We start from the raw sequence: 13796 nt of genomic DNA on the forward strand, positions 1-13796 counted from the left end.
ACCGGTATAGGTCACGAATGACGTGACCGGATTTTCGTACCGTCAGGGTCTCCCGGTGGGAGCGGAGCAAGGAGGCGTCGGTGTTCAGGGAAGTCATGGGTCTCCCCGCGCACGCGCTGTTGGTGCACGCGGCCGTAGTCTTCGTGCCGCTGCTCGGCCTGGTCGCGACCGGGTACGCGGTGCTGCCCCGGTTCCGCAGCCGGCTCGACTGGGCGGCGGCGGTGCTGGCGGTGGTCGCCCCCGTCTCCGCCTTCTTCGCCATGCAGTCCGGCGAGGAACTGCGCGACGTGTTGATCGCCAAGAACTACGGCCCGGAGATCCTCCAGAAGGTGGACGAGCACCAGGGCTACGGCGACCTGACGTTCTGGTGGAGCCTCGCCCTCGGTGTGGTGACCATCGTGCTGCTCGTACTGACCAGGCCCCGGGCCCGGTCCCTGCCGAAGTGGCTGGCCCTGCTGCTCGGCGCGATCGTGGTGGTGCTCGCCGCGCTCAACGTCTGGTACGTCTATCTCACCGGCGACACCGGCGCCGAGGCGGTCTGGCAGGGCGTTCTCTAGGCCGGCACCACTGGTCGGCTAGTCGGCACTCCTGGTCGGCGCTTCGGGTGCGGCGGCGTTCAGAAGAGGGCTCGGGAGCAGAGCAGGCACATCAGCACCAGTACCACCGCGCCGCCCACCAGGCCGACGCCGTAGGTCAGCGTCCGTGCGCTGCCCTCGTCGGCGTCCAGGGCGGCGTGGTCCTGGGCCGGCAGTGGCCGTGGCGGTGCCGGCTGGACGTGCAGCGGTGGGCGCCAGCCCGGCGGCGGGGTGATGCTCGGCGGTGGGCCGGGATACTGGATCTCGGGTCGTACGGGCGGCGGCGCCGGAGTCGCGGCGGACTCCGGGGTGTCGGCGGGTGGTCCGGTCGGCCGACGCCAGAAGGCGTCCTCGGCGGAGTTCCCGCTCTGCGTCGTCACGCTGTCCGACGCTACCAACCCAAGCCGTCCCCGGCCCCTCGCCGGGTGTTCCCGGCGGGTCTGCCGGCCCGGTGATCCTCGGCCTCCTCGGGTCGTGGAACGGCACCGAGGCCCCGGTAAGCTTGCCCCGTGCCCGGGACGGAGAAGCAGCACCCCACGAGTGTCACGCGGAACGACGACCGATCGGTCGAGCGGGCCGGCGAGCACCGGGTGCTGCCCGAGCAGTCGGTGGACGACACCGACCGGGGCTGGGGCGAGCGGCCCGAGTCCAACGACGACCGGCTGCTGGCCGAGCGCCCGCCACACTGGGGCTGACCCGGCCGAACACGGCTCGGGGCGGATCGGGCCGAATCCGGCTCGGGTCGACCTGGCCGAACACGGTTCGGGGCTGATCCGGTCGAATCCGGCTCGGGTCGACCTGGCCGAACACGGTTCGGGGCTGATCCGGTCGAATCCGGCTCGGGCCGACCTGACCGGACGCAGCTCGGGGCTGATCCGGCCGACTTCAGCTCGGACTGATCCGGACGCTACGACCGTACGATGATCGCGAAACGGGTGGACTCCGGCATCCCGACCGCCCGGTGCGCCTGGTCAGGCCGGAGGGCGAGGTAGATCGCGCTGGCCGCGCCGTCGGTCTGGCCCGGATCCAGTACGTCGAGCACCAGTACCCGGGTGGCCAGGACCGTCGGCTTCGGTGCCCGGCCCGCCTGCTCGCCGCCGGGCGCCGCGAGAAGATCCACCCGGGCTCCCGGCCGGGCCACGGTCAGCGCGGCCGGCTCGGCGAGCCGGATCGGCACGCCCACCGTGCCCGACGGCACCGGCATCCCGGAAGCGCCCGGCACACCCGCCGATCCGCTGGGCCGGGTCGTCGGTGCGCTGCCCCGCGTCGGGCCGGCGCCGTCCGGGGTGCCGGGCGTCGTCCCGCCGCTCGGACCGGCGGAGGACGGGGGCTGGTCGGCCCGACCAGTGGTCGAACCGGCCGACGGGGCCGGACACGAGGCCGGTTCGCGCAGGTAGAGCGCGCCGAACGCGAGGGCCAGCAGGGCGGCGACCAGCGCCCAGCGCACCACCGAGCCAGTACCGGGGCGCGGTGGCCAGCGGGTCGGTCGCAGTGTGGCGTCGCGACGGGTGATCCTACGGTCGAGCGCCACGGCGAACCTCCCTCGACCGGCGGCCCCAGCGAGGTCGGTGCCGTCCGGTGCGCAGCAGGCTAGGCGAGTACGGCCTGGCCAGGCGGCGGAAGATTGCCGTCCTGTGGATAACTCAGTGCCCTGTGGACAACCGCCCGGCAGCCCGTCAGGTGCTGCTGCTCGACGACGAGGATGAGGACGACGACGAGGACGACGACGCCTTCGGCTTGCTGCCGGTTCCGCTCGTCGCGCCGTTGGCCGAGCCGGACCCTCCGCCGTTGCTCGTCGTGCTCGACGTGCCGCTGCTGCTCGAACCCGAGTCGCCGCCCGAACCGCTCTTGGCCGAGTCGCTCTTGGCCGAGTCCGACTTGGCCGCCGTGGCGGCGGCGCCGCTCTCCGAACCGTTGCTCCGGGAGTCGGTCCGGTAGAAGCCGGAACCCTTGAACACGATGCCGACCGAGTTGAAGACCTTGCGCAGGCGACCCTCGCACGCCGGGCACTCGGTCAACGGCTCGTCGGTGAAGGACTGCACCGCCTCGAGCTGGTGGCCGCACTCGGTGCAGGCGTACTGGTAGGTGGGCACGTTCCCCTCCGGATCTTGCAAGTCTGTTGGCACTCGACGTATCCGAGTGCCAATGGTGCGGCATCGTACCCGTTTTCGTCCAGCCGAAGTGTCCGGGCCGACGTCGGACGGACCCCGGCCGGGAGCCGTCAATCGGACTCCAGGTGGCAGAACCCGCCCGACGGGGTGATCACGGCACGTACCGGGCGATCATGGTCCTCCGCCGGGGCCGAGTCGATCAACTCGCCGTCGTGCAGCAGTGCCACGGTGAGGGCGCCGGCCGCCGCCCGGGACAGGGCGCGGTCGTACGAGCCGCCGCCGCGACCGAGCCGCACCCCACGCCGGTCCACCGCCACCGCCGGTACGACGACCAACTCGGCGGTGCCGACGGCAGCCCGGCCGAGCCGCTCGGTGTACGGCTCGCGCAGTCCCCGGCCGGCGGCGACCAGCGAGCCCGGTCCGGCGTACGGTGCCCAGTCCAGGTCGAGGTCCGGCCGGAGTACCGGCAGCAGGAGCTGACCGCCCGGTCCCAGCTCGGTGGCCAGTACGTCCGGCAGGTCGGGTCCACCCGGCTCGGTGCCGACCGGGACGTAGGCGGTGATCCGGTGCGGTCGTACCCGCCGCACCAGGGAGCGGAGTTCGGCCTGGACGCGCTCGGCGGCGGCCAGCCGGGCCGGGGCCGACAGTGCCCGACGCCGGGCCAGCATGGTGCCCCGGAGGCCGGTCTTGCTCGGGCCGCCAGCTTCATCCGAAAAATCCGGCACGTAACACTCCCGGGAGAACACCGGTTAACCATTGCGGTTGGGTCAGCATCGCAGCATCGGGTGCGGAGCTTCCGGGGGGATGAGTGACGCTGCGTGGACGGTTGACCACAGCTTTCCTCGCCGTCGTGCTCGGGCCGGTGCTGCTCGGCGCGCTCTCCGTCGCCGGTACGGTCGCCACGGCAAGTCGCCACCAGGCCGAACACCGGCTCAACCTCGCCGCCGACGCCGTCCGTACGTCGATCGGCGCGCTCTGCCAACAGTTGCACGCCACGGCCGGTGCGCTGGCCGTACTCGCCGATCCGGCCAGCCGGACCGGTGCGGCCGGCGAGGTGGTGACGCGCGGGCTGGCCACCGCTGTGTTGGTCACGGACCGGGCCGGCGGCGTCGCCTTCGTCACCCCGGCGGCGCCGGCCCGGCCCTGGGCGTCCTGCTCCGGCCCGGCCGGCTCCGGCCCCGCCCCGCGCGCCCTAGCGGCCGGGGTCGAACTCCGGAACCGCGCCGGCACGCTGACCGGGGTGGTCTGGGCCGCACAGGTGCTCGACGCGGCGTTCGTCCAGCGACTTGCCGCCGCCGGCGGCACCGCCGTGACCCTGCTCCGGGACGACCCCGGGCCGCCCACCGCACTTCCCGACCCTGCCCCGTCGAGCGCCGGTACCGCGCCGTCCGGCCCGGGTGCTGCGCCCTCAGGCGTCGGGACCGCGCCGTCCGGCCCGGGAGCGGCGCCGTCAGGCGTTGACGCCGTGCCGTCTGGCGCCGGCCCCACCCCGCCGGCACCGGACTCATCGGGTGTCGGCACCTCGTCATCGGCGCCGGACTCACCGGGCGCCGGCACCTCGTCATCCGGCCCGGACCCGTCGAGCGTTGGCACGTGGTCAGCGGGCCTCGCTCCGCCCGGCGCTGGCATGTCGTCGCCCGGCCCGGCTCCGTCCGGCGCTGGCACCGGGCCGTCGGACCCGGCCTCGTCGGGTACCGGCACCGGGCCGTCGGACCTGGCCTCGTCGGGCGCCGGGACTTCGTCGTCGGGCTCCGATCCCGGAACACCTGCCGCTGGCAGCGATGCGCCCGGTGCCGGGGCGCCGGATTCCGGGCCGCAGGGTGCCGAGTCGCCGAGCACCGAGTCGTCGGCCGCCCGCGCCGCCGTGCTCGCCGCCGCCCAGCGGATCACCGGGGACAAGATCGTCCAGGCGAACGGCGGCCGGTACGTCCGCCGGGTCGGTCCCACCCCCGGCCAGCCGCTGCCGCTGGTGCTGTCGGTGCCCCGCGACCCGCCGGTGGTCCGGTACGGCCCCCTCGCGGTCGTCGTGGTGCTCGCCGGTGTGTTCGCGGTACTCGCCGCCGGGCGGCTGGCCCGGTCGACCACCCGGCCGCTGGCCGAACTGGCCCGGGCCGCCGACCGGGTCGCCGAGGGCGATCTGGCGACCCGGGTACCGGTGCGCTTTCCGGACGAGGTGGGCCGGCTCGCCGACAGTTTCAACCGGATGACCCGGGAGGCCGAGTCCTACCTGCGGGCCCTGGTGATCAGCCGGCACCAGTTGCGTGAGCAACTCGCCGTGCTGGGCGACACCCTGGCCAGTACGCACGACCTGCACCGGATCTTCCAGGTGCTGCTCCGGGCCGCGATGGCGGCGACCGGTGCCCGGGCCGGGGTGGTGCTGCTGCTCGACCCGAGGACCGGCGTCCTGGTCGGCGAGTGTGCCGAAGGGCTCGACCGGCGCGGCGTGGGAGTCGCGCCACGGCCACCCGGCAACGACGACGGCGACCGGACTCGGGAACCGGACGGCGGGGGGACCGGAGAACTCGACGGTCGACGGGACGGCCCCACCGACGGGCGGCCCCGGACGGAACTGGTGGACGGGCTGCCGGGCCGCGCGACGGCCGGCCGGCCGCGCCAGGGCGAACCGCCGGCACTCCGGATACCGCTCGGCAAGGGGCTGCTCGGCGTGGTCGCGGCGGCCGGTGAACCGCGCCGGGGCCGGCTGGACCGGGACGGCCCGCGCCTGTACGGCCGCGAGCCGCGCTGCCGGACGTACGTCGCCGTGCCGCTCCCGGCCGCCGACACCGGTGCACAGGTGCCGTTTCCGCTGCCGGAGCCGGCGTCGACCGGTACGCCGTCGACCGGTACGGCGTCGACCGGTACGGCGTCGACTGGTACGCCGTCGTTGCGCCCGGCGACCGCCAGTGGCTGGCCGGCCGGGACGCCCGGTACGGGTACGGCGCGTCCGGGCCGGACCCTCGGGGCGGGCAGGACACCGATCGGTGGCCGGGCGACGGTCGGCGTACTGGCCCTGTACGACCGGCTCGGGTCGGACGAGTTCGACGACGCCGACCTGGTGACCCTGGGTACCTTCGCCGACCACGCGGCGGTGGCGGTGGCGAACGTCCGGATGCACGAGGAGGCGCAGCGGTTGTCGCTGACCGATCCGCTGACCGGGCTGTGGAACTACCGCTACCTCACCGAGTCGATCCGGCGGGAGATCGAACGGGCCAGCCGGTTCGGCCGGATGCTCAGCGTGCTTGCCCTCGACCTTGACCGGTTCAAGCAGGTCAACGACACGTACGGGCACGCGGCCGGGGACGCGGTGCTGGCCGAGTTCGCCCGGCGGATCAGGGGCGCGATGCGGGAGGTCGACCTCGCGTTCCGGCAGGGCGGCGAGGAGTTCGTGGTGCTGCTGCCGGAGACGGACGCCCGGGGCGCGGCGACGGTCGCGGAGCGGCTGGGCGCGGCCGTCCGGGAGACCCCGATCGCCATCCGGCCCCGATCCGGCGCGATCGCCCCGGTCCGGGGCCTGGTCTCGGTGACCGTGTCGATCGGCGTCGCCGTCTATCCCGACCACGCCGCCACCGGCCCGCAGTTGCTGGTCGCCGCAGACGAGGCGCTGTACGCGGCGAAGGCGGCGGGTCGGGACACCTATCAGCTGGCCACCGTGGCCGGGCGGCTGACCGTCGAGGAGATTCCGGTACGGGCCGGGGCCGCGACGCCGGACGACGGGTTGCCCTGGGCCGGCGGCCGGCCGACGCTGGGCGGAGCCGGCGGCCGGTCGACCCGGACGGGCCGACCCGGTGCGGAGGGAGCGACCCGGCCGGGTCGACCCGGGGGAGAGGGACCGACCCGGACGGGCCGGGCGGGTGTGGACGGACCGGTCGCCGCGGACGGTGGCCCGGACGGCGCGTTATCCGGGCCACAACCGCCGCGCCAGGGTCGTGGCCGATAGTCTCGCGACATGCCGGAGCACGCAGCGACCCCAGCCAACTCCTCCACGCCGACGGCCGGACGACGGGCGGTGAAGGCGGTCATCCCGGCCGCCGGCCTGGCGACCCGGTTCCTCCCCGCCACCAAGGTGGTACCGAAGGAACTACTGCCGGTCGTCGACCGTCCGGTGTTGCAGTACATCGTCGAGGAGGCGGCCCAGGCCGGTATCGACGACGTACTGCTGATCACCGGTCGGGGCAAGACCGCGATGGTCGACCACTTCGACCGGCGGCCCGACCTGGAGGCGCGGCTGGAGGAGAAGGGCGACCCGGCGCTGCTGGCCGCAGTGCGCCGCCCGGGCGAGCTGGCGCAGATCTACACCTGCCGGCAGCCGGAACAGCTCGGCCTGGGCCACGCCGTCGGGTACGCCGAGACGCACGTCGGCGACCAGCCGTTCGCGGTCATGCTCGGCGACGAGTTCGTGAACCTGTCCGAGCCGCTGCTGCCGGCCATGCTCGACCTCCAGGCCCGGACCGGCGGCATCGTGCTCGCCTTCTTCGAGGTGCCGCCGGAGGAGACCAAGCGGTACGGCATCGCCTCGGTGGCGCCGGCCGGTTCGGAGTTCGCCGACCTCGGCGAGGTGGTCGAGGTGACCGGGCTGGTGGAGAAGCCGAAGCCGGAGGACGCGCCGAGCAACCTCGCGGTGCTCGGCCGGTACGTGCTGCCCAGCACGATCTTCGAGGCGATCGGGCGTACGGGGAAGGGCAGTGGCGGGGAGATCCAGCTCACCGACGCGATGGGTCTGCTGCTGAAGGAGGGCACGCCGGTGCACGCGATCGTCTACCGTGGCACCCGCTACGACACCGGCATGCCGCTGGGCTACCTGCAAACCGTGGTGCAACTGGCCTGCGAGCGCGAGGATCTCGGTGCGGAGTTCCGGCAGTGGCTGGGCGAGTTCGTCGCCTCCGACGCCGGCCGCCGCACATGACGGCCCCTGGTGAGGTGACGGTGTGACAGCGACGGCCGATGCCGAGGCGGCCGCCAACGAGCTGACGCCGCTCGCCGACTACCTGGGCAGCGTGCTGCGCAGGTTGCGGGCGCTTCCCCCGCTCGACCTCGACCTCACCCAGGCGTACGGCAACGTGCTCGCCGAGGACGTCGTCGCGCCGCACGCCTATCCGGCGTTCGACCAGGCGGCGATCGACGGGTACGCGGCCCGCTGGGAGGACATCTCCGGCGCGGGTCGTACCGGTGGCCTGGCCGGCGGCTACGGCCCGAGCCGGCTCGGCGACCCCCGCCCGGTACGCCTCAACGTCGTCGGCGACCTCGGCGCGGCGAGCTGGCGGCCGGTGCGGCTGACCCCGGGAGCCTGTTTCTCGGTGGCGGCCGGATCGCCGCTGCCGATCGCCGCCGACGTGGTGGTGCCGGTGGAGTGGACCGACCAGGGCATGGCGGCGGTGGAGATCTTCCGTACCCCGAAGCGCGGCTACGGGCTGCGCCGGGCCGGGGAGGAGCTGCCCGCCGGTACCCTGCTGGCCCGGTCCGGTTCCTACATCTCGCCGGCCCTGGTCGCGGTCTTCGCGGCGACCGGCATCGGGCACGTGGTGGTCCGGCCCAGCCCCCGGGTGGTGATCGTGGCGACCGGCGACGAGTTGGTCGACGTCGGCCGGGGCAGCCAGCCGGGGCAGGTGGTGGACGTCAACTCGCACGCGCTGACGGCGGCGGCGGCCGAGGTGGGCGCGCTGGCGTACCGGGTGGGCATCTGCGACGACGACCCGGAGGGACTGCGTGGGCTGCTGGAGGACCAGACGCTCCGGGCCGACCTGATCATCACGACGGGTGGTACGGGTGCCGGGCCGGGTGACATGATCCGCCGGGTACTGTCCCGCCGGGACGGCGGCCGGGCCAGCCCGGTGACCTTCATGGAGGTCGCCCTGTACCCCGGCAGCGCCCTCGGGTTCGGTACGGTCGGAGCCGAGGAGGTGCCGGTGGTCTGTCTACCCGGTGAGCCCGGCGCGGCACTGATCGGCTTCGAGGTGCTGGCCAGGCCGGCGATCCAGTTGCTGGCCGGCGCCGAGCCGGTGTTCCGGCCCAGCGTGCGCGCGCACCTGCTGGAGACGGTCTCCTCGCCGTCCGGACTGCGGGAGTTCCGGCCGGCGCACGTGGCCGAGCGGCGCGGCGGTGGCTACACGGTGCAGCCGCTGCGCGGTGGGCCGTACACGCTCTCCGGGCTGGCCGAGGCGAACGGGCTGATGGTGCTCGGCGAGCGGGTGACCAGCGCGGCGGCCGGCTCCACCGTGGACGTGCTGCTGCTGGATCGGCGCCGGTGACGGCGGACTGCCGGGTCCGACCCGGAGACGGCGTCGGGGCGGCGACGAGGTCGACGAGGGGGCGTGGGTTGCCGACGGGACAGCGGGCGTGAACTTCGCCGTGACCCCGGGCTGGCCGGTCGTACTCCGGGACGGGGCGGTGCTGCTGCGGCCGTACCGGCGGTCGGACGCGTCGGCCTGGTCCGAGGTGCGCTGCGCCAACCAGGGCTGGCTGGCGCCGTGGGAGTCGTCGCCGCCGGGCCGCTGGGACGAGTTGAACTCGCCGGCCGCGTTCCGCTGGGTGCACCGGGACCAGCGCAAGCAGGCGCGGCGCGGCGAGAGCATGCCGTTCGCGGTCTGTCTGGTCGAGGGCGGCCGGGAGCGGCTGGTCGGGCACCTCAACCTGGGCAACATCGTGCGCCGGGCGTTCTGCTCCGGGTACGCCGGCTACTGGGTGGACGGCCGGGTGGCCGGGCGGGGCGTGATGCCCACCGCGATGGCGCTCGCCGTCGACCACGCCTTCGGGCCGGGCGGGCTGCACCGGATCGAGGTCAACATCCGGCCGGAGAACGGGCCGTCCCGCCGGGTGGTGGAGAAGCTGGGTTTCCGCGAGGAGGCGTACCACCCTCGCTACATGCACATCGACGGCGCCTGGCGGGACCACATCGGCTACGCCATGACCAGCGAGGAGATCGTCCGGGAGGGCGGCCTGCTGGCCCGCTGGCACCGGCTGCGCGCCGCCGCCTCCTGATCCCGCCGATTCCGCGCTGTTGATCTTCTCTGTCGCTGGTCGGCCGGCGCGCCGCACGATTTTCCCGGTGTGTTCACCATAACCTGAAGTAATCGGGACGTGCGGCAACGCCGGACGAACCCGCCTCAGCCCGGCAGCTGAGCCGCACTTCGCGACCCGCGATCGCGGTTCCGACGGGATGGGTGCGAGGTGCTCGTCCGGTCGGTTGCCCGAGTGGGTTGACGGGAGGGATGAGGGTGCCGGCCTCGGTGCTCCTCGCCGTCCTCGCCGCAGCCGGTCTGCTCGCCCTGGCGCCGGCACTGGTCCGCCGGTACGACGCCACGGAGCGGCTGGCCGCGGAGCGGGCGCAGTCGACGGCGCGGGTGCTCCAGCGCCGTCGGCGGCAGCGGAGTGTCCCGGGCCGGCAACCACTCAACCCGCCCCGCACTCGGATCGTCACCCTGCGTGCTGGCGTACCGCCTGCCGGGCCGGCTGCCGACCAGCCCGTCTCGCCGGCCGCCGGCCCGGGTTCGCCGGTCTCCGGGCCGCCCGCGACCGGCCGGCGGAGCCGTCGGCTGCGCTCGGTGCCCCGGAACCCGGGACCTGCCCGCCGCCGGCCGCCACCCGCCCGGCACACCCCGGCCGTCTACCGGCGACGTCGGGTCTTCGCCGCCCTGCTGCTGCTCAACCTCGTCGAGCTGGTCGGGGTGGTGCTGGTCAGCCCCGGCTTCTGGATCAGCTTCTCGGTCACCGGCACGCTGTTGGCCGCGTACCTCGTACACCTGCGGAGCCGGGCCATCGCCGACCGCCGGCGCCGCCGCGTGCAGGCCCGGGAGGCGGCGTGGCTGGCCACCCGGCAGGCCGAGGTCCGGCGCGCCCAGGCCCGCCGGGCGCAGGCCCGTCGGGAGGCGCAACGCCGGCTGGCGGCCCAGCGTGAAGTGGTACGCCGGGCGGCGCTGGGGATGAACCGGATGGCCGACCTGCCACCGGCGGCCAGCGGTGGTGGCCGGGCGGCGGGCTCGGTCTCCTACCGCCGCACGGGCGGTCTGCGCGGGCGACCCTACGAGGCCGGCGGTCGGTGACCGACCGGACCTCGACCCGCCGGGGTGCCCCACCCCGGCGGGGGTTGGTTCGCGCTCGGGGCGACCGACCTGTTAGCCTTGGCGCCGGCTCGCCGTTCTGGCGGGTTGCTCCAGGGGCTGTGGCGCAGACCGGTAGCGCACCTCGTTCGCATCGAGGGGGTCAGGGGTTCAAATCCCCTCAGCTCCACAACACTAAGGCTCTGACCAGGAAGTATGTCGGTCAGGGCCTTAAGTTTATCTATGTGATTTCGAACCACCCCCCCGAAAACCCCCACAAACGCCGTCGCCGATCGCGGGCTTGACGGCGGCGTAGGCGAGGAAGGCGAGCGAGACGTGGCCTGGACGCGGCCGTGTTTTCGACGATGTAGTACGTCGGTGACGCACGGTGCGCTCAACCCTTGCGCAGCGAACTGACGACGCCGTTCCATGCCGACGAGAGGTTCGCCCTCAGCGCAGAATCCGCTGCAGCTGTCAGGGTGGTCTTTTAGGCTGCGTGGGCGGGGCGCCGCTTCGACGAGGGCCTCGCGGTGGCGCTGTACGGACTGGTCGGGGGGTGCTTCTCTCGGCGGCGTGGCTCTATCACTACGTCAGTCGGCACGGGAGCTGCCACGACGGCGCGTAACGCTCCCGGTTTTCGCCGCCGGCGGTCGAGCCCGGCTACCGGTAAGGAGTACCCATGACCCACGGCGAACAGCAAGGCCCCGAGATCGTCGTCGGGCTGGTGGCAACCCCACCGGACCACCCGGCCCGGGTGGTCGCGCGGCTCACCGCCGAGCTGGCCCGGGGGCTCGCCGCGCGGGTGAACGCGGATGTGCGGTGGACCGTCCGGGAAGGCTGGGGCGAGGTGGCGCCGCGCCGCGACGGCGGCGTTGAGGCCCTGCTCGAAGATCTTGCACGACGGCGCGTCGACGACCAATGGGACGTCGCCATCTGCCTGACCGACCTGCCCCTGGATGCCGAGCGGGTGCCGCTGGTCGCGCAGACCTCCGCCCGGCGCCAAGTCGCGGTGGTGTCCCTGCCCGCGCTGGGACTGCACCAGCTACGAGCAGTCCGCGCCGCCGTTCCGGATCTGGTGAGCCGACTCCTGACCGACGCGTCCGATCAGCGGGTGCCGCCGGCCGCGCGGGCACCGACCGAGATGGCACGCCGGATCCCCGCCGTCCACCGAGTGGTCGGCGAGGCCGACGCCGGCGAGCGGCGCTACGTCGCCTCCGGGCTGATCGGCCGGGCGCGGCTGTTGGCCGGCATGGTCCGCGCCAACCGCCCGGGGCGTGCCCTGCTGGGCCTGTCCAAGCTGCTGGTCGGCGCGTTCGGCACGGCCGCGTTCGCGCTCACCACGGACACCGTCTGGCAGATGGGCGATGTACTCGGCGTACTCCGGCTCTCCGTGATCATGCTTCTCGGACTGACCGCGTTGGTGGCCTGGCTGATCGTGGCGCACGACCTGTGGGAGAAGCCAGACCGCCAGACACCAACTGAGCTGGCACGGCTGTTCAACCTGGGGACGATCCTCACTCTCACTCTGGCCACGGCAGTGTCCTACGTGGTGTTGTTCGTGGGAACGGCGCTCGTCGGGCTGCTGCTGATCGACAGATCCGTGCTGGAACAGACCTTGCAGCAGCCGGTCGATTTCACCGACTATCTGACGCTCGCCTGGATCACCAGCTCGCTGGCCACCGTCGGCGGGGCGATCGGCTCCGGGCTGGAGAACGAGGAAACGGTCCGGGCTGCCGCTTACGGCTACCATCCCCAACCCGATGGCTGGGGGGACGTGAAAGACGGGCATCCCGACAGCGGAAGGTGAAGTGGGCGTCGCTCACTGAAGGCAACCCTGGTCGGCGCAGGGGACGCGGATGAACTCGGCGTGGCTGCCGGCGAAGCCCCCAAGTGCGTGCGTTCCGGCAGGCAGCCCGTACTCGCTGCTCGGGGTGGTGTGGGGCCAGGCCATGCCCGTGATGCCGGTCGTCGGCCTGCCTACCTGGGACTACCGGCGTCCCCGACGACATCGCGCCACCAGTTCGACGGCGATCTCGCCGGACCGGCCGCTGGCCCTACAACATCTCCAGCGGTTGTGGGTCGGCCGGCGGCGGGAACGCCGTGTCGAGTGCCGCCGCGTCCTCCTCGGTCAGCTGCACGTCGGGCGCTTCGGCGTTCTCCCGGGTGTGTTCTGGCTTGGACGATCGGGGAATGGCCGCGACCGTCTCCTGCCGCAGCAGCCAGGCCAGCGCGACCTGGGCGGGCGTGGCCTCGTGCCGGGCGGCGACCTCTTCGATCTGGGGGTGGCCGAGTAGCCGACCCTGTTCGATCGGCGAGTACGCCATCACCGGGATACGGTGCTCGCGTAGCCACGGTAGGAGGTCGTACTCGGGACCGCGGCGGGTGAGGTTGTACAGGATCTGATTGGTCGCGCAGGAATCTCCGCCCGCGTCGAGCAGCTCCGTCATGTCCGAAAGATCGAAGTTGCTCACGCCCCACTGCCCGATGTCGCCGGCGTCGACGAGTTCGGCGAACGCCTCGATCGTCTCCGTGAGTGGATGCGTGCCGCGCCAGTGCAGCAGGTAGAGGTCGATGTGGTCGATGCCGAGTCGTTGCAGGCTGCGGCGACACGCCTGCATGGTTCCCTCTCGGCTGGCGTTGGACGGCAGCACCTTGTCGACCAGAAAGACGTCGTCGCGTCGTCCGGTGATCGCCTCGCCGACGAGTTCCTCGGAAGCGCCGTCACCGTACGTCTCCGCAGTGTCGATCATGGTCATTCCCAGGTCGAGCCCGGTGCGTAGGGCGGCTATCTCGTCCCGCCGCCTCGCGGGGCGCTCGCCGAGGTACCAGGTCCCCTGACCGAGCACGGGCATCGTCTGGCCGGACGGCAACTCGATCGCATCGCTGGAGAGGGTCATGTCGGCCTTTCCGAGTACGAGTGGGGTTGCCTGCCTTACCCGCTGCGACAGGCAGCACACGCGCATGACGCGCCTGTTCCCACAGGCACCGGCGGTGCGGCGGGCAGGTGGCCGAACTGTCCACCCTCGGGCGGGCTTCGCTGGCCGTACCGGTGCTGGTGATCGGCCGCGACGTCGTGC

At 73.3% G+C, this 13796-nt stretch carries 13 protein-coding genes, 1 tRNA gene and 1 pseudogene; 10 read left to right on the forward strand and 5 right to left on the reverse strand.

The features are described 5' to 3' along the window. Window positions 1–80 precede the first annotated feature (80 nt). Window positions 81–557: a DUF2231 domain-containing protein gene (locus Pen02_RS02555; protein WP_203864218.1), complete on the forward strand. Its 477-nt coding sequence runs from the start codon at window positions 81–83 to the stop codon at window positions 555–557. Window positions 558–616: 59 nt separating this feature from the next. Here the strand turns inward: Pen02_RS02555 and Pen02_RS02560 are convergent, their stop codons facing one another. Further along, window positions 617–955, reverse strand: coding sequence for a hypothetical protein (locus Pen02_RS02560; RefSeq protein ID WP_203864219.1), 339 nt, complete (start codon window positions 953–955; stop codon window positions 617–619). A 129-nt stretch (window positions 956–1084) separates the two neighbouring features. Between Pen02_RS02560 and Pen02_RS02565 the strand changes: the two genes are divergently transcribed. Further along, the gene (locus tag Pen02_RS02565; RefSeq protein WP_203864220.1) at window positions 1085–1270 is read left to right on the forward strand and encodes a hypothetical protein; all 186 of its coding nucleotides are present in this window, start codon (window positions 1085–1087) and stop codon (window positions 1268–1270) included. A gap of 212 nt (window positions 1271–1482) precedes the next feature. Here Pen02_RS02565 and Pen02_RS02570 read toward each other — a convergent pair whose 3' ends face one another. After that, window positions 1483–2106 carry a flagellar biosynthesis protein FlgA gene (locus Pen02_RS02570; protein ID WP_239139903.1) on the reverse strand — a complete coding sequence of 208 codons (624 nt, stop codon included), beginning with the start codon at window positions 2104–2106 and terminating at the stop codon, window positions 1483–1485. A gap of 149 nt (window positions 2107–2255) precedes the next feature. Here Pen02_RS02570 and Pen02_RS41500 point away from each other — a divergent pair, with 149 nt between their 5' ends. Beyond that, window positions 2256–2513, forward strand: a complete 258-nt coding sequence (locus Pen02_RS41500; RefSeq protein WP_239139972.1) for a hypothetical protein — start codon at window positions 2256–2258, stop codon at window positions 2511–2513. A gap of 62 nt (window positions 2514–2575) precedes the next feature. On the opposite strand, the pseudogene Pen02_RS42755 reads toward Pen02_RS41500, so the two are convergent. Together Pen02_RS42755 and Pen02_RS02580 are read right to left on the reverse strand one after the other, a co-directional pair. After that, window positions 2576–2701 (reverse strand): annotated as a pseudogene (locus Pen02_RS42755) (FmdB family zinc ribbon protein); the annotation flags it as partial. Between the two features lie 95 nt (window positions 2702–2796). Then, complete coding sequence (locus Pen02_RS02580; protein WP_203864222.1) at window positions 2797–3411, reverse strand: 5-formyltetrahydrofolate cyclo-ligase; 615 nt, start codon at window positions 3409–3411, stop codon at window positions 2797–2799. Window positions 3412–3494: 83 nt separating this feature from the next. Here Pen02_RS02580 and Pen02_RS41510 point away from each other — a divergent pair, with 83 nt between their 5' ends. The 7 genes from Pen02_RS41510 to Pen02_RS02620 all read left to right on the forward strand — a co-directional run bounded on the left by Pen02_RS41510 (window position 3495) and on the right by Pen02_RS02620 (window position 12526). Continuing rightward, window positions 3495–6623 carry a diguanylate cyclase gene (locus Pen02_RS41510; RefSeq protein ID WP_239139904.1) on the forward strand — a complete coding sequence of 1043 codons (3129 nt, stop codon included), beginning with the start codon at window positions 3495–3497 and terminating at the stop codon, window positions 6621–6623. A 9-nt stretch (window positions 6624–6632) separates the two neighbouring features. Then, on the forward strand, window positions 6633–7589 hold the full coding sequence (locus tag Pen02_RS02595) for a UTP--glucose-1-phosphate uridylyltransferase (RefSeq protein ID WP_203864223.1): 957 nt from the start codon (window positions 6633–6635) through the stop codon (window positions 7587–7589). 22 nt (window positions 7590–7611) lie between these two features. Continuing rightward, window positions 7612–8931, forward strand: a complete 1320-nt coding sequence (locus Pen02_RS02600) for a molybdopterin molybdotransferase MoeA (RefSeq protein WP_203864224.1) — start codon at window positions 7612–7614, stop codon at window positions 8929–8931. An 88-nt stretch (window positions 8932–9019) separates the two neighbouring features. After that, entirely contained in the window at window positions 9020–9661 is a 642-nt protein-coding gene (locus Pen02_RS02605) for a GNAT family N-acetyltransferase (protein WP_203864225.1), read from the forward strand. A 230-nt stretch (window positions 9662–9891) separates the two neighbouring features. Continuing rightward, window positions 9892–10722 carry a divisome protein SepX/GlpR gene (sepX, locus tag Pen02_RS02610; protein ID WP_203864226.1) on the forward strand — a complete coding sequence of 277 codons (831 nt, stop codon included), beginning with the start codon at window positions 9892–9894 and terminating at the stop codon, window positions 10720–10722. A gap of 113 nt (window positions 10723–10835) precedes the next feature. After that, window positions 10836–10909, forward strand: a tRNA-Ala gene (locus tag Pen02_RS02615). Between the two features lie 489 nt (window positions 10910–11398). Continuing rightward, a complete protein-coding gene (locus Pen02_RS02620) occupies window positions 11399–12526 on the forward strand; it encodes a hypothetical protein (protein WP_203864227.1) in 1128 nt (375 codons plus the stop codon). 247 nt (window positions 12527–12773) lie between these two features. Here Pen02_RS02620 and Pen02_RS02625 read toward each other — a convergent pair whose 3' ends face one another. Beyond that, entirely contained in the window at window positions 12774–13616 is an 843-nt protein-coding gene (locus tag Pen02_RS02625; protein ID WP_203864228.1) for an aldo/keto reductase, read from the reverse strand. Between the last annotated feature and the right edge of the window lie 180 nt (window positions 13617–13796).

Origin of the sequence: Plantactinospora endophytica (assembly GCF_016862915.1) — a bacterium.
GTDB lineage: Bacteria > Actinomycetota > Actinomycetes > Mycobacteriales > Micromonosporaceae > Plantactinospora > Plantactinospora endophytica.

Excerpts from the sequence above, each read along its gene's own strand:
- Pen02_RS02620 (WP_203864227.1), top strand. The coding sequence starts at position 11,399 with ATGACCCACGGCGAACAGCAAGGCCCCGAGATCGTCGTCGGGCTGGTG.
- Pen02_RS02595 (WP_203864223.1), top strand. The coding sequence starts at position 6,633 with ATGCCGGAGCACGCAGCGACCCCAGCCAACTCCTCCACGCCGACGGCC.
- Pen02_RS02625 (WP_203864228.1), bottom strand. The coding sequence starts at position 13,616 with ATGACCCTCTCCAGCGATGCGATCGAGTTGCCGTCCGGCCAGACGATG.
- sepX (WP_203864226.1), top strand. The coding sequence starts at position 9,892 with ATGAGGGTGCCGGCCTCGGTGCTCCTCGCCGTCCTCGCCGCAGCCGGT.